Annotated in this window: 5 protein-coding genes; 3 read left to right on the forward strand and 2 right to left on the reverse strand. The window is 72.7% G+C overall.

Annotation, left to right across the window (positions count from 1 at the left end):
• Positions 1-24 precede the first annotated feature (24 nt).
• The gene (locus ACFU53_RS34865; protein ID WP_384001679.1) at positions 25-234 is read right to left on the reverse strand and encodes an MbtH family protein; all 210 of its coding nucleotides are present in this window, start codon (positions 232-234) and stop codon (positions 25-27) included.
• Between the two features lie 42 nt (positions 235-276).
• Positions 277-19,164 carry an amino acid adenylation domain-containing protein gene (locus ACFU53_RS34870; protein WP_384001682.1) on the reverse strand — a complete coding sequence of 6,296 codons (18,888 nt, stop codon included), beginning with the start codon at positions 19,162-19,164 and terminating at the stop codon, positions 277-279.
• A gap of 197 nt (positions 19,165-19,361) precedes the next feature.
• On the opposite strand from ACFU53_RS34870, the gene ACFU53_RS34875 reads away from it, so the two are divergent.
• The 3 genes from ACFU53_RS34875 to ACFU53_RS34885 form a co-directional block, all read left to right on the forward strand.
• Positions 19,362-20,402, forward strand: coding sequence for a FecCD family ABC transporter permease (locus ACFU53_RS34875; RefSeq protein ID WP_384001685.1), 1,041 nt, complete (start codon positions 19,362-19,364; stop codon positions 20,400-20,402).
• Positions 20,403-20,466: 64 nt separating this feature from the next.
• Entirely contained in the window at positions 20,467-21,576 is a 1,110-nt protein-coding gene (locus ACFU53_RS34880; RefSeq protein ID WP_384001688.1) for a FecCD family ABC transporter permease, read from the forward strand.
• Positions 21,577-21,721: 145 nt separating this feature from the next.
• The coding region (locus ACFU53_RS34885) for an ABC transporter ATP-binding protein (protein ID WP_384001691.1) at positions 21,722-22,527 on the forward strand (806 nt) is incomplete at its 3' end.

Here is a 22,527-nt window from a genome sequence, read left to right on the forward strand (position 1 = left end):
CCGCATGTCAGCCGTCCTCGGCTGTCAGCCGTCCATCGACTCGGCCAGACTCCGCGGCCGCATGTCGGTCCAGTGGGCCTCGACGTGGTCCAGGCAGGACTGCCGAGAATCGGGTCCGTGGACCGCCCGCCAGCCGGCTGGCACGTCCACGAAGTCCGGCCACAGGCTGTGCTGGTTCTCGTCGTTGACCAGCACCAGGTAGGTGCCCTCGGGGTCCTCGAACGGGTTGCTCATTCCACTCCTCTTTCTCACTTCGTGTTTCTTACTTCGTGTTTCTCACTTCGGGTTCCGCTCCGCCCACGCGACGAGCCCCTGAAGGGCCCGGAACCAGGTCTCGGCGAGATCCTGGACCGTGTCGCGCGGCAGCAGTCCTTCCAGATACGACCAGTGCGCGGCCAGCACCGGCCCGTCCGCCCGGTCCTCGGTCACCACGTTGATCTCCAGCGCGTGACCCTCCCGCATCGAGCCCTCCGACCCGATGTCCGCCGCGTCCTCCTCCGGCGCGTACGACCAGTCCGTCTCCTCCGGGATACCGAACCGGCCCAGGTAGTTGAACTCGACGCGTGGCGGTTCGTAGGCCGCCAGCACCTCGCGGGTACGGGGGTTGAGGTGCCGCAGCAGGCCGTACCCGACACCGTTCGCGGGCAGCGCCGCCAGATGCTCGCGCACCCGTCGCACGGCCTCCTCGGCGGCCGGGCCACCGGCGAAGGCCTCGGCCGGGTCGGCCGGCCCCGCGTCGAGCCGCACCGGGAAGACGCTCGTGAACCAGCCGACCGTACGGGACAGGTCGATCCCGTCGCCGCCCAGCTCCTCCTCGCGGCCGTGGCCTTCGAGGTCGACGAGGACCGAGGTGTCCGAACCGCCGTTCCGCCGCCGCCGGTCGGCGAAGGCGAGGGCGAGCCCGGCCAGCAGCACGTCGTTGACGGCGGCGCCGAACGCGGCGGGCACGGCCGACAGCAACGGTCCGGTGTGCTCGGCCGGCATCCGGAGGACCACCTCGCGCCGGGTCGCGGTGGTGTCGAGGTCCGGGTCGGGCTCCCGCAGGAGCGGGAAGGGCTCGGAGCCGCTCGCCAAGATGTCTGTCCAGGCGGGGAGTTCGGCCTCACGCGCCGGGCCCCGCGCAGACTCGGTGAGCTGTCGCGACCAGCTCGCGAACGAGGTGTCGACCGGGTCGAGCCGGACCGGCCGCCCGGCGCAGACATCCCGCCACGCGACGGACAGGTCCGGCAGCAGCACCCGCCACGACACTCCGTCCACCACCAGGTGGTGGGCGATCAGCAGCAGTCGGCCCGGCGCGTCGCCCGCGTCGAACCACACGGCCCTGACCATGACTCCCGCGTCGGGATCGAGGAGCGTCCGGGCCGCGCGCGCCTGCTCCGCCACCATCTCACCGAGAGCCGCCGCGTCGAGGCCGGCCGCGTCCACGCGGTCGATCCACCCGGCGGCGTCGACCGTCCCGACCGGCGGTACGTGCAGCGACCAGTCGTCGGTGGCGTCGGGCGACGGCCGCAGGAGGGTTGCCCGCAGCAGGTCGTGCCGGTCGGCGAGAGCCTGGAGGACGGTGGTCAGGCCGGGCAGGTCCAGTTCGGCGGGGGTGCGGACGAGTGCCGACTGGTGGTACGAGGCGAACGGGCCGCCCAGTTCGCGCAGCCAGTGCATGACCGGGGTGAGCGGCACGATGCCGGTGCCGTCGTCCTCGGGGCGTCGGGCGGTCGCGTCGACCGTCTCGGCGACCGTGCCCAGCGCCGCCACCGTGCGATGGCGGAAGACCAGCCGGGGAGTGATGCGTACGCCCGCAGCACGCGCCCGGCCCACGAGCTGCATCGCGACGATACTGTCGCCGCCGAGGGCGAAGAAGTCGTCGTCCACGCCGACCTGTTCGAGGCCGAGCACGTCCGCGAAGACCGCGCAGAGCGTCTTCTCCACCTCGGTGGCGGGCGCGCGGCCCGACGACAGGGCGGAGAAGTCGGGCGCGGGCAGCGCGGCCCGGTCGAGCTTGCCGTTCGCCAGCTCCGGGAACCGGCCGAGGGCCACGACGGCCGCCGGGACCATGTGGTCGGGGAGCCGGGCGGCGACATGGGCGCGCAGCGTCGCCGGGTCCGGGACCGCACCCGCGGACGACGGGATCACGTAGGCGACCAGCAGCTTGCGCGGTCCCTCCTGACGTACCGTCACCACAGCTTGTCCGACGGCCGGATGGGCGGTGAGCGCGGACTCGATCTCCGCCGGCTCGATGCGGAAGCCGCGAATCTTGACCTGGTCGTCGGCCCGGCCGAGGTAGTCCAGCCGCCCGTCGGCCGTCCAGCGGGCCAGATCGCCGGTCCGGTACAGCCGCGAACCGGGCCCTCCGAACGGGTCGGCCACGAACCGCTCGGCGGTCAGCCCGGGGGAGCCCAGGTAGCCACGGGCGAGACCGCCGCCCGCCAGGTACAGCTCACCGGTGACACCGGGGGGCACCGGCTGGAGCAGCCCGTCGAGGACGTAGGCCCGGGTGCCGGCCACCGGCCGTCCCACGAGCGGGCGTTCGCTGTCCCCGACGCGACCCACCAGGGCGTCCACGGTCGACTCGGTCGGCCCGTACAGGTTGAACGCCTCGGTGCCGCGCAGCGCGGCCAGGCGCTGCCACAGTGCGACCGGTACGGCCTCGCCGCCCACGCCGACCACCACGAGGGGGCAGTCGTCGCCGCTCAGCAGACCGCTGTCGGCCATCTGCGCGAAGAACGACGGGGTGACCTCCAGGAAGTCGAAACCGTGCTCGACCACGGCCCGGGCGAGCAGTTCGGGGTCGCGCCGCACCTCCTCGGACACGATGTGCACACAGTGCCCGTCCAGCAGCCACAGCTGAGGCTGCCAGGACGCGTCGAAGAAGAACGACCAGGCGTGCCCGGCCCGCAGGTGCCGTCGGCCCGCGGTCTCGATCGCCGGTGCGTAGAGCGTCTCGCGGTGACTGTGGAAGAGGTTGCCGAGGGTCTCGTGGGTGATCACCACACCCTTGGGCCGACCGGTGGAGCCGGAGGTGTAGATGACGTACGCCGGGTGGCGAGGGGTCAGGTCTCCGGTCCGGTCGGTGTCGGTGAGGTCGGCGGCCTCCTCGGCCGCGATCCGGTCGGTCGTGGCGGGATCGTCGAGCACCAAGGGGTCGGCGTCCGGCGGAAGGGTCTTCCGGAGTTCCCGGGTGGTCAGGGTCAGTACCGGGCGGGCGTCGTCGAGGACGTCCGCCGTACGGTCCGTCGGCGCGTCGGGGTCGAGGGGCAAGTAGGCCGCGCCCGTCTTGTGCACGGCCAGCACGGCGACCAGGAACCGCGCGGTGCGTGGCAGCGCGAGGGCCACGAACCGCTCGGGCCCGGCGCCGAGTTCGACCAGGAGCCGCGCCAGGCGGTTGGCCTCGGCGTTCAGCTCGGCGAAGGTCAGCTCGACGCCGTCGGAGGCCACGGCGGGCAGCTCGGGGTGCTGCCGCACCCGTTCCTCGAAGAGCGCGGGCACGGTGGTCGCGGCGGCGACGAGTGGGCGGCTCTGCCAGCCGCCTGTCAGCTGCCGGCGTTCGTCCGCGTCGAGGATGTCGATACGTCCGAGGGTCTGGTCCGGGTCGGCGACGACGGCCCGCAGGACGCGCCGCAGCCGGTCGGCGAAGGACTGCGCGGTCGCGTGGTCGAACAGGTCGGCGCTGTACTCCAGCACGCCGTCCACGCCGCTGCCGTCGCCGCGCTCCACGAAGTCGAAGGACAGGTCGAACTTCGCGGTGGTGCTGACGACTTCGTCCCGACGGGCCCGCAGCCCCGGCAGTCCGGTGTCCTCGCCACCGGCCGCCAGATGCACCACCATCACCTGGAACAGCGGGTGCCGGGCCAGCGAGCGGGCCGGGTTGAGCACCTCCACCAGCCGTTCGAACGGAACCTCCTGATGGTCGAAGGCGCCCAGATCGGTCTCCCGCACCCGCGCCAGCAGCTCCCGGAACGTCGGCTCGCCGGACGTGTCCGTCCGCAGCACCAGCGTGTTGAGGAAGAACCCGACCAGGTCCTCCAGCGCCGCGTCCGTCCGCCCGGAGATCGGGCTGCCGATCGGGATGTCCTGCCCGGCACCGAGCCGGGTGAGCAGGGTCGCCACGGCGGCCTGCATCACCATGAACACGCTGACGCCGTTGTCACGCGCCAACCGGTGCAGTTCGGCGGCGAGTTCGGCGTCGAGCGACAGATCGGCGGCGCCGCCCCGGTAGGTCGACTCCAGCGGACGCGGCCGGTCGACGGGCAGTGCAAGCTCCTCCGGCAGGCCGGCCAACGTCTGCCGCCAGTAGGCGATCTGATGTGCCGCCAGACTCTCCGCGTCTTTTTCGTCGCCGAGAACGTCCCGCTGCCACAGTGTGTAGTCGGCGTACTGGACCGGCAACGGCTCCCACTCGGGCGCCCGCCCGGCCGCACGGGCCGCGTAGGCGACCGCCAGGTCCCCGTGCAGCGGCCCCTCCGACCACTCGTCACCGGCGATGTGGTGCAGCAGGAGCAGCAGCGTCCACTCCTCCCCGCCCGTGCGGAACACATGGACGCGCAACGGCAGTTCACGGTCCAGCTCGAAGCCGTACGCGCCCGCGCGGGCGAGCCGCTCGGGGAGCCGCTCGGCGTCGGTCTCCGCCACCTCGAACGGAACGCGCACCTCGTCCGCGTCCAGTACCCGCTGGAAGGCCCGCCCCTCCTCGTCGGGGAAGACCGTGCGCAGCGTCTCGTGCCGTACGACCAGATCGTGCACGGCCGCCCGCAACGCCTCGACGTCCAGCTCCCCGGTCAGCCGCCAGGCGGAGGGGATGTTGTACGTCGCGCTGGGACCCTCCACCTGGTACAGCACCCACAGGCGCTGTTGTGCGGACGACAGGGGCAGCCGCTCGGGACGCGCATGTACCCCGAGCGCCGGCCGGGCGCGGACATCGGCCGTGGAGCCCTCCGCCAGGCGTTGCGCGAGACGGGCCACCGTCGGCGCGTCGAACACCGTACGCAGTGCCACATCGGCGCCGAAAGCCGCCCGGACCCCGGCGACCAGCCGCATCGCGAGCAGCGAATGGCCGCCCAGGGCGAAGAAGTCGTCGTCGACGCCGACCCTGTCCACACCCAGCACATCCGCGAACAGACCGCAGAGGATCTCCTCACGAGGATCCCGCGCCCTGCCGCCCGTGCCGCCGCCCGCCGCGAAGTCGGGCACGGGCAGCGCCCGGCGGTCCAGTTTGCCGTTCGGCGTCAGCGGCAGCGCGTCGAGGACGACGACGGCCGCGGGGATCATGTGCTCGGGCAGGGAGGTGGTGGCATGGCTCCGCAGGAGTGCCGCGTCGGTGACCCCGCCGGCGGCGGGGACGACGTAGGCGACGAGCCGCTGCTCGTGCGGTACGACGACCGCGTGGGCCACCGACTCGTGCCGGGCGAGCACCACCTCGATCTCGCCGGGCTCGATGCGCACCCCACGGATCTTGACCTGGTGGTCCGTGCGGCCCAGGAAGTCGAGCGTGCCGTCCGGCAGCCAACGGGCCAGGTCGCCCGTGCGGTACATCCGGGCACCGGGGCCGCCGTACGGGTCCGCGACGAACCGATCGGCCGTGAGGCCCGGACGGTCGAGGTAGCCACGTGCGAGCTGGACGCCCGAGAGATACAGCTCTCCCGCCACACCCAGCGGGACCGGCCGCAGCGCCGCGTCCAGGACATAGGCCCGGGTGTTCCAGACGGGACGCCCGATCGCCACCCGGTCGGCCCCCGGAACCACCTGGCCGGCCGTGACGTCGACCGAGGCCTCCGTGGGCCCGTACAGGTTGTGCAGCTCGGCCGACAGCACCTCGTGGAGGCGCTCGGCCACCGGCGACGGCAGCGCCTCACCGCTGCACATCACCCGGCGCAGACTCGTGCACCGCGCGGCGGCCGGCTCCTCCAGGAACACCTGGAGCATCGACGGCACGAAGTGCGTGGTCGTGACGCCCTGTTCGCGGATCAGGTCCGCCAGATACGCCGGGTCCTTGTGGCCCTCCGGCCGGGCGACCACCAGCGCGGCCCCGGTGATCAGCGGCCAGAAGAACTCCCACACCGACACGTCGAAGCCGAACGGGGTCTTCTGCAGCACCCGGTCGTCGGGGCCCAGCCCGTACGCGTCCTGCATCCACAGCAGCCGGTTCACGATCCCCTCGTGCGGCACGACCACACCCTTGGGGCGGCCCGTGGAGCCGGAGGTGTAGATCACGTAGGCCGGGCTCAACGAGTCGTACGTCGTGGGCAGTTCACCCTCCGGCCCCTGCGGCAGCGCGTCCTCGACTACGCACACCGGCCGGGCCTCCTCCAGCATGAGCGCGATACGCTCCCGAGGCTGATCGGCGTCGAGCGGCAGATAGGCGCCGCCCGCCCGGTGCACCGCCAGCAGGGCCACGACCAGCTCCACCGAACGCGGCAACGCCACCGCCACCGTGCGCTCCGGGCCAACCCCCCTCCCGGCCAGGACCCGCGCCGTCCGCTCGACCCGCTCGTCCAACTCCGCGTAGGTCAACCGCTGTTCGTCCTCGACCAGAGCGAGCGCGTCCGGCGTCCGCGCCACCTGCGCGCGGAACAGCTCCGGCAGGGTCGTCGCCGGTACGTCGTGCCCGGTGTCGTTCCACCGGACGAGCACCGACTCCCGCTCGGCCTCCTCCAGGACCTCCAGATCCCGTACGGGGAGGCCGGGTTCGGCGGCGACCTGGTCGAGGAGCCGCGCCAGCAGCCTGGCGAGCCGCTGTGCCGTCGCCTCGTCGTACAGGTCGAGCGCGTACTCGAGAAGCAGGGTGAGACGGCCCCGGCCCACCTCGTCCACGAAGGTGAAGTGGAGGTCGAACTTGGCCATGCCCGTGTCCATGTCGAACCACTCGGTGGGCATGCCGAGCACATCGGGGTCGCCGTCGGGCCGGTAGTGGTAGCCGAGCATGACCTGGAAGAGCGGGTTGCGGCCGGCGACCCGGGGCGGGTTCACGGCCTCGACGACGTGGTCGAAGGGGAGATCCTGGTTCTCGAACGCCTCCAGGGCGGATTCCCGGACCCGGCGGAGGAGTTGCGTGAACGTCAGGTCGGATCCGTCTCCGTCGCCGGACAGATCGGTGCGCAGCACCAGCGTGTTCACGAAGAACCCGACCAGGTCGTCCAGCGCGTCGTCCGTACGCCCGGCGATGGGCGCCCCGAGCGGAATGTCGTCCCCGGCACCGAGCCGGTGCAGCAGTGCCGCCGTGGCCGCCTGGAACAGCATGAACATACTGGTGCCGGTGGCACCGGACAGCTCGCGCAATGCCTGGGCCGTCGCGGGGGAGAGGTCCAGTCGGACCTTGCCGCCACGCCCGGTGGGGTTCTGCGGCCGGGGCCGGTCCAGAGGCAGGGACAACTCCTCCGGCAGCGCCCGCAGGGCCTCGGTCCAGTGGGCGAGCTGGGCCTCGCCCACCTGACCGAGCAGCGTGTCCTGCCACAGGGTGTAGTCGGCGTACTGGACGGGCAGCGGCGCCCACTGCGGTGCGCGGCCCTCGACACGGGCCCGGTACGCGGTGGTGAGATCACCGAGGAACGGCCGGTCCGACCACTCGTCGGTGGTGATGTGATGCAACATCAGCGCCACGACGTGGTCGCCGGGTCCCAGCCGCAACACCTCGGCCCGGACGGGTAGTTCGGCGCTCAGGTCGAACGGACGACGCTGAGCCGCCTCGATCCGCGCGGCCAGCTCGTCCTCGCTCACATCGGACACCCGGAAGTCGGGCTGGGCCGCGCCCGGCGGCACGATCCACTGATACGGCTCTCCGCCCTCCTCCAAGAACCGGGTCCGCAGGGCCTCATGACGATCGATGACATCGCCCAGCGCGGCCCGCAGCGCGTCGAGGTCCAGCTTGCCGCGCAGTCGGAAGACGAGGGGGAAGTTGTAGGCGACGCCGCCGGTGATGCGCTCCACCAGCCACAGCCGCCGCTGGGCCGCCGACAGCGGGATCCGCGCGGGCCGCTCGGGCACCGTCCGCAGTACCGGACGCGCGGGTCGACCGGCTTCCGCACGCAGTGCCAGCGCCTCGGGGGTGGGCGCCTCGAACAGGTCGCGGATCGCCAGCTCGGCGCCCAGTTCGGTGCGGGCGCGGCTGATCAGCCGGGTCGCCAGCAGTGAGTGGCCGCCCAGGTCGAAGAAGTTGTCCTCCGCGCCGGTCCGGGGCAGGCCCAGCACCTCGGCGAAGAGACGGCACAGCACCTCCTCGACGGGGGTGCGCGGGCCGCGCCCGGCCGACAGGGCGACCGCGGGCTCGGCGTCCGGCAGGGCGCGCACGTCGAGCTTGCCGTTGTCGTTCATCGGCAGTCCGGGCAGCACCACGAAGGCGGCGGGCACCATATAGCCGGGCAGCCGCTGTCCGAGGTCGTCGCGGAGCCGTCTGATGAGCGCGGTGTGGCCGCGCCCCGCGGCCGGGGTGTTGGCGAACGGGACGTCGTCGCGGTCGGCGCGCGGCCGGTACAGGCCCGTTGTACGGGAAGCGGTGCCGGGCACGAACACCGCCTCGTAGGCGCCGGGTTGGCCGGACCAGGTGGTGAGCAGCCGGTAGCCGCGTGCCTCGGCCGTCTCCCGCAGGTCTTCCGGTTCCACGCCCGTCGCGACGACGGCCGTCGGCCGGCCGGTGTCCAGGGCGCGCAGCCCGGCGAGGTCGCCGGCCGTGCGGGCGTCCGGGACGCCCCGCACCCGGAGCGGTCCGGTGCCGTCGAGACGGGCGAGGAGCGCGTCCCGCCCGGTCCAGTCGACGGCCGGGACGCCGTCCAGGGAGAGCGAGGGACCGCCCTCGTACAGCACCACGTCGTACCGGTAGCGGGTCAGCTCGTTGTGGTGGCGGCCCGCCTTGGTGCGCAGGTCGACGCCGACGCCGAGGGTGGTGAACCAGTCCGGGTCGACGAGGAGTTCCTTCTCCAGGGCGAGGCCGCGCTCCACGGCCCGGCGCAGGCTCCCGGGCTCCGTGTCCGCGTCGGCACGGGCGGCCTGGATGCCGGCCTGGAACACACGGGCCTGGCGCAGGTCGCGGACGTCACCGAGGAACAGGGCGCCGCCGGGGGCGAGCAGGTCCAGCGCGCCGCGGATCACCTGGTGGAGGTGGTCCAGGCTCGGGAAGTACTGGATGACGGAGTTGATGACGACCGTGTCGAAGAAGCCGGTGGGCAGGCCGTCGGTCACCTCGGCGGCCTGGCAGCGGAGTTCGACCTTGCCGGCCAGCTCGGGATCGGTGCTGATGCCCTCGGTGAGCTTGCGGATCACCGGTGCGGCGAAGTCGGTCGCCCAGTACGCCTCGGCGTCCGGGGCGAGCTTCGACAGCAGCAGGCCCGAGCCGACGCCGATCTCCAGGATGCGGCGGGGCTTCAGCTCGCGGATGCGGGACACCGTGGCCTCACGCCACTCGCGCATGTGCTCCACGGGGATGGGGGTGCCGTCGTAGGAGCTGTCCCAGCCGGCGAAGTCCTCGGTGAAGAGGGCGGTGCCGATCTCGGTGTACTCGGCGGAGTAGATCTCCTGCCACTCGCCGATCTGCTCCCGCTCGGCCGACTCGCGTGCCTCGGCGTCGGGTTCGGCCGGGACGACATAGCCGACGAGGCGCTTGGTGCCGGGGGCGCCGGTGTCGTCCCGAGCGATGACGGCGGCCCGGGACACCTCGGGGTGCTGGACGAGAGCGGTCTCGATCTCGCCCAGCTCCACCCGGTAGCCCCGGATCTTGACCTGGTCGTCGGTACGGCCGAGGAAGTCCAGATTGCCGTCCGGGCGGCGTCGCACGAGGTCACCGGTGCGGTACATGCGCTCGCCCGGCTGTCCGTAGGGGTCGGCCACGAACCGCTCGGCGGTCAGGCCGGGCCGGTCGAGATAGCCGCGTGCCAGACCGACACCCGCGATGTACAGCTCACCCGCCACACCGTCCGGCACCGGCCGCAGCCAGGTGTCGAGGATGCGGGCCCGGGTGGCGCGGATGGGCTTGCCGACGGTCGGGGTCGCGCTGTCCTCCGTACCACCGCCGAGCGTGTTGATCGTGTACTCGGTCGGGCCGTACAGGTTGTAGCCGTACGTCCCCTCCGTGTCCCGCAGCGTGTTCCACACCGTCTCGGTGACGGCCTCGCCGCCGAGCAGCACCAGCGGCGGCCGGTGCCCGTCCAACAGGCCCTCCTCCAGCAGGAGATGGGCGTAGGTCGGGGTCACGTTGACGACGTCGACGCGGTGTTCCTCGCAGTACGCCACCAGCGCGGTCGCGTCCCGCCGCAACTCCTCGTCACAGACGTGGACTTCATGGCCTTCGACGAGCCACAGCAGCTCCTCCCAGGACATGTCGAACGCGAACGACACGGTGTGCGCGATCCGCAGCCGCCGCCCGCCCGCCGACGCGATCGCCGGGGCGAAGATCTCCTTCTGGTGGTTGAGCTGCATGTTCGTCAGACCGATGTACGGCGTGACGACACCCTTGGGACGACCCGTCGACCCCGAGGTGTAGATGACGTACGCCGGGTGGTCCAGGCTGAAGGTCACCGACACCGGATCGGCCGGGAGGCCCGCCAGTTCGGCCGCCACCGCCGGGTCGTCGAGCAGCACGCGGGGCGTGTCGCCCGTCAGCGTCCCCGACACGCTCCGCGTGGACAGCAGGAGCAGCGGGCGGGCGTCCGCCAGCATCAGCGACAGCCGCTCGGCCGGATGGTCCAGCTCCAGGGGCAGATAAGCAGACCCCGTCCGCAGCACCGCGAACAGCGCCACCACCATGTCGATAGAACGTGGCAGCCCGAGCGCGACGACCCGCTCGGGACCGGCGCCCCGCGCGATCAGCAGCCGCGCCATGCGGTCGCAGCGCGCGTCGAGTTCGGCGTACGTGAGGGTCTGCGCGCCGAAGACGAGGGCGGTCTCGTCCGGGGTGCGGGCGGCCTGTGCGGCCAGCATGTCCGCCACCGTCTCGTGCGGCACGGGCTGCCGCTGCTCGGCCTCCTCGCGGGCGAGCGCGGCGGCCTCGACGGGCAGCAGGGAGTCCAGTGAGCCGACGGGAGCGTGCGGGTCGGCCACCAGACGGCCCACCAGCAGCACGAAACGGTCCAACAGGCGTTGCGCGTAGATGCCGTCGAGCAGGTCGGGCCGGTAGGCGAGGGTCGCCCTGACCCGCTCGCCGGGCGTCACCACCAGGTTCGCCGGGTAGTGCGTGGCGTCCACGTTGGCCACGGCCGTCGCGCCGTGCCGCTCGCGCAACTCGGCGAGCCGCTCGTCGGTGTCGGCGTTGCGCAGCACGAACAGGGTGTCGAACAGCCGCCGGTGACCCGTCTCGGCCTGGAGCACACCGAGGCCCAGATGCTCGAACGGCATGACCTCCAGCCGCTCGCCCTGGATCCGGCGCAACAGACCGAGGACCGGCTCACGCGGGTCGAAGGCGATGCGCGCGGGCACGGTGTTGAGGAACATGCCGACGACGTTCTCGACGTCCGGCACCTCGCTGGGCCGCCCGGCGACCGTCGTACCGAACGCGATGTCACTGCGGCCGGTGGCGCCGGCCAGGACCAGCCCCCAGGCCGCGTTGAGCACGGTGTTGAGGGTCAGACCGTGGCCCCGCGCGATGTCGCGCAGCCGCTCCGCGACCGTCGCGTCCAGCACGGCGTCCAACTGCTCCGGGATCACCGGCTCCTGCCCCCGGTCGGAGGCGGCCGGCACCAGCAGCGTGGGCTCCTCGAAACCGGACAGGGCCGCCCGCCACGCCCGGGTGGCCTCGGCGTCGTCCTGCCGCTCCAGCCAGGTCAGGTAGTCGCGGTACGAGCCGGGTCGGGCGAGGCCAGCCGGATCGCCTCCGCTCTCGTACAGCGCGAACAACTGGTCCAGGAACAGCCAGGCCGACCAGCCGTCCCACAGGATCAGATGACGGCCGACGACCAGCCGGTCGCCGCGCTCCTCGCCGAGCCGCACGAGCAGCATCCGGAAGAGGAGGGGGCGGGTGAGGTCGAAGCGCTGCGCCCTCGACTCGTCCAGCAACTCCCGCATCCGCCGGTCCTGTTCGGCTGCCGGGAGCCCCGCGAGATCCACCTCCGTCAGGGGGATCTCGGCGTCCCGCACGATGAACTGCACCGGCTGGCGCAGCCCTTCACTGGTGAACCCGGCCCGCAGGCTGGGGTTGCGGGCCAGCAGCGTGCGCATGGCCGCCGACAGCCTCTCGGCGTCGACGCGTTCGGCGAAGTCGAAGGACTCGTGGACCGTGTAGACGTCCAGGGAGCTGTCGTCGAAGTTCGAGTGGAAGAACAGGCCCTCCTGGAGCGGGGCGAGGGGCCACACGTCCTCGATCCGGCCCGGGGCGAGCCGCTCGACCTGCTCCCGCTCCTCCTCGGTCAGCTCGAACGCGGACTCGGCAGGGGCGTCCCCCGTGGCCGTCTCCTCGATGGCGGCCGTCGCCGCGAGCGCCGCAGGGGTGCGGTGTTCGAACACATCGCGGGGGCCGATCGCCAGACCCGCGCGGCGGGCCCGGCTGGAGACGGCGATCGAGCTGATGCTGTCGCCGCCGAGCAGGAAGAAGTCGTCGTCGACACCGACCTCGGCGAGCTTCAGCACGGCCGCGAAGATCTCGACGAGCAGCTGCTCCCGGGGACTGCCCGGGGCGCGGGTGACGGTGCCGCGTACGGCCTGCGGGGCGGGCAGCGCGGCCCGGTCCAGCTTGCCGCTCGGGGTGAGCGGCAGCGCGTCGAGGACCACCCAGGCGCTCGGCACCATGGGTGAGGGGAGAGAGCCCGTCAGGGCCTCACGGAGGCCGCTCACCTCGGCGCGGCCGACAGGCACGACATAGGCGACGAGCGCGTCGTCCCGTACCGTCACGGCGGCCTGCGCGACCTCCGGCAGCCGTACCAGCGCGGCCTCGATCTCGCCGAGTTCGATCCGGTTGCCGCGCAGCTTGACCTGCCGGTCCGTGCGGCCCAGATACTCGATCACCCCGTCCGCGCGACGCCGGACCAGGTCACCGGTGCGGTACATCCGGCTGCCGGGCGGCCCGTACGGATCGGCGGTGAACCGCTCGGCCGTCAGCGCCGGGCGGGCGTGGTAGCCGCGGGCGAGCTGGACGCCGGTCAGGTACAGCTCGCCGGGGACACCGTCGGGGACGGGCCGCAGACAGGCGTCCAGGACCCGGAGGCCGGTGTTCCACACGGGACGCCCGATGGGCACCGAAGCGCCCCGGTCCTCGTCGGAGGCATACGGGTGGTACGTGACGTCGACGGCCGCCTCGGTCGGGCCGTACAGGTTGTGCAGCGGCACGCCGGTCAGCGCGTGCCAGCGGCTCGCGGCGGCGACCGGGAGCGCCTCGCCGCTACTCAGCACACGGCGCAGCGACGCCGACCAGGTGGGGTCGCCGGTGACCTCGTCGTGCCGGAGGAAGGCCTCCAGCATCGACGGCACGAAGTGCATGGTCGTGACGGCCTGCTCGCGCACGAGCCCGGCCAGGTAGGCGGGGTCGCGGTGGCCGTCCGGGCGGGCGAGCACCACGGTCGCGCCTTCGAGGAGCGGCCAGAAGAACTCCCACACCGACACGTCGAAGCTGGACGGCGTCTTCTGCAGCACCCGGTCGTCCGGGCCGAGCCCGTACTCGCCCTGCGTCCACGCGAGCCGATTCGCGATGGCGCGGTGGGTGACAACGACGCCCTTGGGGAGGCCGGTCGAGCCGGAGGTGTAGATGAGGTAGGCGGGGTCGTCGGGACGCGCGGCGACGGGGGCGATGACGTTCCCGGCCGGCTCGTCGTCGAGGGCGTCGAGCAGCAGCACCGAAGGCACTGAAGGAACGTTCCGCTCAGGCAGCCGGTCGGCCGTCGCGGACAGCGTGACCACCGTCGTGGCGCCCGAGTCGGCGAGCATATGGGTCACCCGGTCGGCCGGGTAGTCCAGGTCCACCGGCAGATAGGCGGCCCCCGACTTCAGTACGCCCAGCAGCGCCACCATCAGCTCGGCCGAGCGCGGTACGGCGACCGCCACGAACGTCCCCGGCCGGGCACCCCGGCCGCGCAGCCGTGCGGCCAACTCCTGGGCGCGGGCGTCCAGTTCGGCGTAGCTCAGCCGCTCGCCCTCGAAGACGACGGCCGTCGCGTCCGGCGTCCGGGCGACCTGCGCGGCGAACCTCTCCGCCAGGGTGGTCTCCGGTACGAGGTGTTCCGCGCCGGCGGGATGGGCGCGCAGAGCCTCGTCGGCGGAGAGCAGCTCGACGGAGGCGGCCGCGCGGTCCGGTGCCTCGGCGATGGCCTCCAGGACGCGGGCCAGACGGTCCCCCAGCGCGCGGACGGTGTCGCCGTCGAGGCGTTCCGCGTGGTGCTTGAGCCGCAGGTCGAGCCGTCGGCCGGGCTTGACGACGAGGGCGAGGGGATAGTGCACGGAGTCGTGGAAGGCGTCGCCGGTGATGCGCACGGTGCCCGAGGCGTCCCGGAGGTGCGTCTCGGCGGGGTAGTTCTCGAACACCACGAGGGTGTCGAAGAGTTCACCGGAGCCCGCGTGTCCGGTGAGCCGCTGGATCTCGGCGAGGCCCAGGTGCTGGTGGTCCAGCAGCCGGGCCTGCTCCTCCTGGAGCCGGACGAGCAGAGCCCCGAGGGACTCGCGGGGTGCCCAACGCAAGCGTGTCGGCAGGGTGTTGATGAACAGGCCCACCATGGAGGCGATGCCCTCGACCTCGCCGTCGCGCCCGGAGACCGTGGTGCCGAACACGACGTCGTCCCGGCCGGTCAGCCTGCCGAGGAGCAGGCCCCAGGCGCCCTGGACCACCGTGCCGAGGGTGACCCCGTGCTCACGGGCCCGCTCGGCGAGCCGCGCGGTGGTCCGCTCGGACAGTTCCACCCGCACATGTTCCGGCCGTACGGGTGCCGCGTCGGCCGGAGCGCCGACCAGCCGAGTCGGCTCGTCCAGTCCGGCGAGCGCGTCGAGCCAGGCGTCGCGAGCCGCGTCGCGGTCCTGCTCGGCCAGGCGGCGCAGGAAGCCGCGGTAGGGGGCGACTTCGGGAAGCCGAGGCGCGTCGGTGCCGTAGGACGCCATCAGTTCGCGGTGCAGTACCGGCAACGACCAGCCGTCCGCCACGATGTGATGGAAAGTCAGGACAAGACGGCTGCGCTCCTCGCCGAGCCGGACCAGGGCGCAGCGCAGCAGGGGCGGCGCGGCCAGGTCGAAGCCCCGGGCGCGCTCGTCGGCGGCCACCGCGTCGCCGAGCGTCTCCCGCTCTTCCCCGTCCTGCGACGACAGGTCGACTTCCCGCCACGGCAGTTCGGCGCCCCGCGTGATGATCTGCACCGGGGTGCCGTCCGGGCGCTGGCGGAAGGCGGCTCGAAGTGGCGCGTGTCGGTCCAGGAGGCCTTGCGCGGCCCGGCGCAGCACCGGGCCGTCGACGGGCCCGGCGAGGTCAAGGACCTGCTGGACGACATACGTGTCCCCGCCGGCGCCGCCGGTGAGGGAGTGGAAGAAGAAGCCCTGCTGGAGCGGGGTGAGCGGAAGCAGTTCCTCGACCGCCAGCGGGCGTGTGCCCTGGATCTCGGCGAGTTCGGCCTCGTCGACCTCCACGAGCGGTTCGTCGGCGGTGTGCTCGGCGACCCGCTCGACGGCGGCCTTCGCCAGCGCCTCGACCGTGCGGTGCCGGAACACCTCACGGGTGGTGAGCTTGAGGCCCGACTCCCGTGCGCGGATGAGCAGTTGGATGGCGCTGATGCTGTCGCCGCCGAGCGCGAGAAAGTCGTCCTCGGCCGTCACGGCGTCGAGCCCCAGCACCTCGGCGTACAGCGCGCACAGCAGCCTCTCGCGGGTGGTGCGCGGGGCGCGGCCGGAGCTCATGGTCGCGTAGTCCGGGGCCGGCAGCGCTCTCGCGTCGATCTTGCCGCTGGGCGTGACCGGCAAAGCGTGCAGCGGGACGAACGCCGAGGGGACCATGTAGTCGGGCAGCCACTCGGCGGCGTGCCCGCGCAGGGTCCGCATCAGCGCGCCGACGTCACGGAAGGGCGCGGGCCGGTTGGCGTGCGGATAGACGCCGGCCGTCCGGTACAGGGGGCCGAAGGGCCCGTCGAGGACGAGTACGGCGTCGAACGCCCCGTCGTCGGCGCTCCCGTTCCAGGTGAGCGCCGCCCGGTAGCCGTGCTCCACCGCCAGCGCGCGCAGGTCCTCCGGATCGGTCCCGGGAGCCGCCTCCCGGCTGCTGCCCTCCAGCCGCCGCAGGTCCGCCAGGTCGTCCGCGAGGCGCGCGTTGGGCACACCGGTGACACGGAGCCCGTCCGGCCGCCCGGCCAGCAGCTCCGCCAGTCCGCCGAGGCCGCCGACGGCCGCCCAGTTGACCTCCGGCAGTTCCCGGGTGTCCGCCGGAGCCCCCGGGCGCAGTACGACGTCGTACCGGTACCGGCTCAGCTCGTTGTGGTGCGTCGCCCGTTTGATCCGGATCTCCGCGTCGAAGCCGTCGAGGGCGGCGAAGAAGTCGGGGTCGAGGAGGAGTTCGCCCTCCCAGCGCACCGACTGCTCGACGGCCGTCCGCAGCACGCTCTTGTCCTCGCCCTCACCCTCGTCGCCGGGTGCCCGCCGGGTCTCCACGGCCGCGCGCAGCGTACGCAGCAGCCGCAGATTGCGGACGTCGCCGACGAAGATCCGGCCGCCGGGGGCCAGCAGCCCCGACACCTGGCGCAGTACGTCGACGAGGTACTCCCCGCTGGGGAAGTACTGGGCGACCGAGTTGATGACGACCGTGTCGAAGTACCCGGCCGGCAGCCCGTCGGTGTCGTGGGCGGGCTGGGCCCGCAGCTCGACCTTCGCGGCCAGCTCCGGATCGGTGTCGACCTGGGCGCGGAGCGCCGCGACGGCCGCCGCCGAGAGATCGGTGCCCCAGTACGCCTCGCAGTCGGGCGCGATCCGGGACAGGATCAGACCACTGCCGACGCCGATCTCCAACACCCGCCGGGCCGTGCCGAGTCCACGGACGCATTCGACGGTCGCCGCCCGCCACTCCCGCATCTCCTCGACGGGGATCGGCGTGCCGTCGTACATGCTGTTCCAGCCCGCGTAGTTCTCGCGCAGACCGGATCCGTCGCGGGCGTCAGCGGAGTCGGCGGAATCACCGGCGTCCTCGGAACCGGCCGCTCCGTACAGGAGTTCGTGCAGTTCCTTCCACTCCTCGACCCGCGCGTCCGGGTCCGCGTCGCGCGGCCCGTCGAGGGCGGGGACGACGTAGGCGGCGAGGCGGCGGTCGCCGGGCCGGTCCTCGCGGACGACCACCGTGACCTGGTCGACGGCCGGGTGGCCGCGCAGCACCGACTCGATCTCGCCCGGCTCGATACGGAAGCCGCGGATCTTGACCTGGGCGTCGGCGCGCCCGAGGAACTCCAGCCGCCCGTCGGCCCGCCAGCGGACCAGGTCACCGGTGCGGTAGAGCCGCTCGCCGGGCTCCCCGAAGGGGTCGGCGACGAACCGTTCGGCGGTCAGATCCGGACGCCCCAGATAGCCCCGGGCCAGACCGGCGCCGCCCAGGTACAGCTCGCCGGTGACCCCGGCGGGGACGGGCCGCAGGAACGCGTCAAGGACATATGCCCGGGTCCCCGGGTCGGGCACGCCGATCGGGACGATCGCCCCGGCCGGGATGTCCGGATCGCACAGCCCGAGCGTGGAGTTGGTGGTGGCCTCGGTCGGGCCGTACGCGTTGAACATCATCCGCCCGCGCGCGTACCGCCCCACCAGCTCGGGGGAGACACGTTCGGTGCCCGCCAACAGCGTGGCCTTCGGAGGCAGTCGCACGTCGTCGGGCATGGCGGCGAGCAGCGCGGGCGGCAGGATCATGAAGGTGACGCCGTGCGCGTTCGCGTAGTCGGCGAGCGGCGCGCCGGGCACCCGACGCTCCGCCGGGACGACGATGAGCCGGCCGCCGGACAGCAGTCCGAGGCACAGGTCCCAGAAGGCGACGTCGAAGCTCGGCGAGGCGAACTGCAGCACCCGGCTGTGCGGGCCGATACCGAACCGCTCGCTCTGCGTGGCCACCAGCTTCGCCACACCGCCGTGCGCGAGGGCGACACCCTTGGGGCGGCCGGTCGAGCCCGAGGTGTAGATCACGTACGCGGCGTTCAGGACGGTGAGCGGCGCCCCGCGGTCCGCCTCGGTGGGGTCGTGGACGGGCCGTTCGGCCAACTCGGCCGCCGTGGCGGGCGAGTCCAGCTCCAGGAGCGTCATGTCGTCGGCCGGGTCGGGGAGGTCCCGTGCGGCCTCCCCGGTGGTCACCATGCAGACGGGCCGCGCGTCGCCCAGCATGTACGCGATCCGGTCCGCCGGGTAGTCGTGGTCGATCGGCAGATAGGCGGCGCCCGACTTCAGGACGGCCACCTCCGCCACGATCAACTCGGCGGAGCGAGGCAGGGCCAGGGCGACGATCCGCTCGGGACCGGCACCCCGCGCGATCAGCGCGTGCGCGAGGCGGTTCGCGCGCTCGTCCAGCTCGGCGTAGGTGAGTTCCTCGTTCTCGAAGATCAGCGCCACGGCGTCCGGGCGCTGCCGCACCTGCTCGGCGAACATCGCGGGCCAGGTGTCCGCCGGCACCGAGTGCGCGGTGTCGTTCCAGTCGAGGACGACCTGGCGGTACTCCTGCGGGCTCATCAGATCCAGGCGGGCGACCGGCGTCTCGGGCCGGGCCAGCGCGTCGGCGAGGAGCGTGCGGTAGTGACCGAGGAGCCGCTCGATCGTCGTACCGTCGAAGATGCCGGGGTGGTACGACGCCCGCGCCGAGCCCTCGCCCGCCTCCAGCAGCACGTCGACCGGGGCGGGCAGCTCACCGGCGGGCCGCGCGGCCGTGGCGAACGCCGTGTTGAAGAACAGGCCGCCGCCGCGCGTCGGCCGGGGCCTCAGCTCCTCGATCAGAAGCCCGACCGGCACCCGGTTGGTCTCCGCCTCCTCACACGCCTGTGAAACCCGCCGTACCAGCTCGGCGAACGAGGGTGCATGGTCGACGGACACCCGCAGCGGGAGCCCGTCATAACCCACGGTCAGGTCCGTCGCCCCGGTGTAGCGGTGCAGCAGGGCGACGAACGCCGCGAGCCGTACGGCGTCGGGGGCGTCCGGAACATCCGCCAGCGCACGCGTGTCCCGTTCGAGAAGCGGCTGCGGCGGATGGGGCCGATCGGCGGGCAGTGAGATCTCGAGCGGCAGCGATGTCAGCAGCCGCCGCCAAAAGGCCAGGACTTCCTCGGTACCGCACACAGCAGTGAGCCTTCCCAGCGGGTCGGGGTCCGGTTCTGAGCCGGGTCGCGGACATACTAAGGTAAGGGTTACCTAATTCACAGGGTGCTCATAGTGAGAGTTGCCCCGGGGGCGGGACGGCAATCCACGGAAGACCTACAGTTCAACCCGCACCCGCCCTACAGTTAAGGCAAGCCTCATCAAAGGAAGTTGAAGACGTGGGGACCTCTACGGTCCGGGCGGCGAAAGGCCCCCGCGCGGTACTGCTGCTGACGCTCTCGGGCATGGCCCTGCTCACCCTGTGCGCCCTGTCGATGGCGTTCGGCGCGCTCGGCGTCCCCCTCGACCAGGTGTGGCACACCCTGCTCGGCGACGCCCCCGACTCCCGTATCTACAACGTCATCTGGTCCGTACGGGTGCCACGCACCGCCCTCGGTCTCGCCACCGGCGCCGCCCTCGGTCTCGCGGGCGCGCTGATGCAGGCGCTGACCCGCAATCCGCTCGCCGACCCCGGAATCCTCGGGGTCAGCGCGGGCGCCGCCTTCGCGGTCGTCCTGTCGGTCGGAGTGCTCGGCATCGCATCGGTGTACGGCTACATCTGGTTCGCCTTCGGCGGCGCGTTCGTCGCCAGCGTCCTGGTGTACCTCCTCGGCGGGCTCGGCCGGTCCGGCTCCACCCCGGTCAAACTCGCCCTGGCCGGTGTCGCCGTGACCTCCCTGCTGTTCTCGCTGACCAGCGCCGTCGCCCTCACCGATCCGGACGCCCTGAACCGCTACCGCTTCTGGAACGCGGGCTCTCTCGCCAACCAGGACGAGGAGGTCCTCCTCCGCGTCCTGCCGTTCCTGGCCGTCGGCGCGGTCCTCGCCCTCGCCTGCGCCCCGGCCCTCAACAGCCTCGCGCTCGGCGACGACGTGGCGAAGTCGCTCGGGCTCAAGCTCGGCCTGGTCCGCGTCCAGGGTGTCGTCGCCGTCACCCTGCTCACCGGGGGAGCGGTCGCCGTCATCGGGCCCGTCGTCTTCGTCGGCCTGGTCGTCCCGCACATCGCCCGCGTCCTCGCCCAACTGGCCGGCATCGGCCCGGATCACCGCTGGCTGCTGCCTCTGTCGGCGGTCCTCGCCCCCTGTCTCCTCCTGGCCGCCGACATCGCGGGCCGCCTGATCGCCCGCCCGACCGAGGTCCAGGCGGGCATCCTCGTCGCCTTCATCGGCGGCCCCTTCTTCATCGCGCTGGTCCGCCGCCGACGCCTCGCGGAGCTGTGAACCATGACCGCACGACAGGGCGGACGCGGGCCCATGACGACCGAATCCGTGGAGCTGTGAGCCGATGACGACCGACCTCGCGCCCGTGCCGCCCCCGAAGGGCGCCGCGGATCCGACACCCAGGCGCCGCACGGCCGACCGCCTCGCCTTCCGGTTCCCGGCACCGCCCGTCTCCGGTGTCGTACGCCCCCGGTTGCTGACGGTCTGTCTGCTGCTCGCGGCCGCCGCGTTCCTGGCGTTCTCCGTGGAGACCTCCGTCGGGGACATCGACCTCCCGCTCACCGATGTGCTGAAGGCCCTGGTGGGCACGGGCGACCCCGGCACCGAGCTGATCGTCCACGAACTGCGGCTGCCGCGCGCCCTGGCAGGGCTGCTCGTCGGCATCGCGTTCGGCATCTCCGGGGCCCTCCTGCAGACCGTGACGCTCAACCCGCTGGCCAGCCCGGACATGATGGGCATCACCCAGGGCGCCGGCACGGCGGTCGTCGCGGGGATCGTCCTAGGCTGGGACGCGGGCCTGAGCACCCAGGCCCTGGGCCTGCTCGGCGCGCTGGCCGCCGGGCTGCTGGTGTACCTCCTGGCCTGGAAACGCGGCACCACCGGCTACCGCATCGTTCTCGTCGGCATCGGCATCGCCTGGATCTGCACCAGTGCCACCGACTACCTCCTGGCCCGCGGCCAGCGCTTCCAGGCCCAGGCCGCCCTCGGCTGGCTCGTCGGCAACCTCAACGGCCGCACCTGGGAACAGATCGGTCCGCTCGCCGTCGCCATGGCCGTGCTGGTGCCCCCGGCGGTGCTGGTCGGCCGGCAGATCCGCGTCCTGCAACTCGGGGACGACGTCGCCAAGGGCCTCGGCACCCGGGTCCACATCGTCCGGGTGGCCGTCCTGCTCATCTCGGTCGGGCTCGTCGCCTTCGGCACGGCCACCGCCGGGCCGGTCGCCTTCGTGGCGCTCGCCGCACCCCACGTCGCCCAGCGCCTGGCCGGCACCCCGTTCCCACCACCCGTCGCGGCGGGGCTCACCGGTGCCGTGATGGTGCTCGTGTCCGACCTCGCCGCCCGCAGGATCATCCCGGACACGGAACTTCCGGTCGGGGTCGTCACCGGGGTGCTCGGCGCACCCGTACTGCTGTGGCTGCTCATCCGCGCCAACCGCGCCGGTTCAGGAGGCTGAAGACGTGTCATCGAAGTACGAACCGGCAACGAAGGGCGACGCCCGTGTCGACGTCCGTGTCGACTCCCGCTCCGGCGCCCGTACCGGCGCCCGCTTCGACGCTGGTGTCGACGACCGGGTCCGCGGTCCCGTCGACGGCCCCGAGCTGCGCGCCGAGGGCCTGCGCCTCGCCTACGACGACCGGGTCGTCGTCGAGGACCTCGACCTGGTCGTCCCCACCGGCCGCGTCACCGCGATCGTCGGCGCCAACGCCTGCGGCAAGTCCACCCTGTTGCGCGCCCTGGCCCGGCTGCTGACGCCCAAGGCCGGCGCCGTCCACCTCGACGGCCGCTCGGTGCACTCCATCCCGACCCGGACCCTCGCCCAGAAGCTCGGCATCCTCCCGCAGACACCCGTCGCACCCGAGGGGCTGACGGTCATCGACCTGGTGGGGCGCGGGCGTTCACCGCACCAGACATGGTGGCGGCAGTGGTCGCAGAGCGACGAGGAAGCCGTGCACGAGGCACTGAGGGCCACCGCCATGACCGACCTCGCCCACCGGCCCGTCGACGAACTCTCCGGCGGACAGCGGCAACGCGCCTGGATCGCCATGGCCGTCGCCCAGGGCACCCCCGTGATGCTGCTGGACGAGCCGACGACCTACCTCGACCTCGCCCACCAGATCGACGTCCTCGACCTGGTCACCGACCTCAACCGGCACCAGAGCCGCACCGTGGTCATGGTCCTGCACGACCTCAACCAGGCCTGCCGGTACGCCGACCACATCATCGCCATGAAGGACGGACGCGTCGCGGGCGAGGGTGCCCCCGCCGACGTCATCACCGCCACGATGGTCGAGGACGTCTTCGGACTGCGCTGCGTCGTCGGCGAGGACCCCGTCAGCCGTACCCCCATGGTCATCCCGATGGGCCGCCACCACGAGGGCACGGACTCGGACTTGGACTCGGACGC

It is taken from the genome of Streptomyces sp. NPDC057474 (assembly GCF_042802555.1).
Classification (GTDB): domain Bacteria; phylum Actinomycetota; class Actinomycetes; order Streptomycetales; family Streptomycetaceae; genus Streptomyces.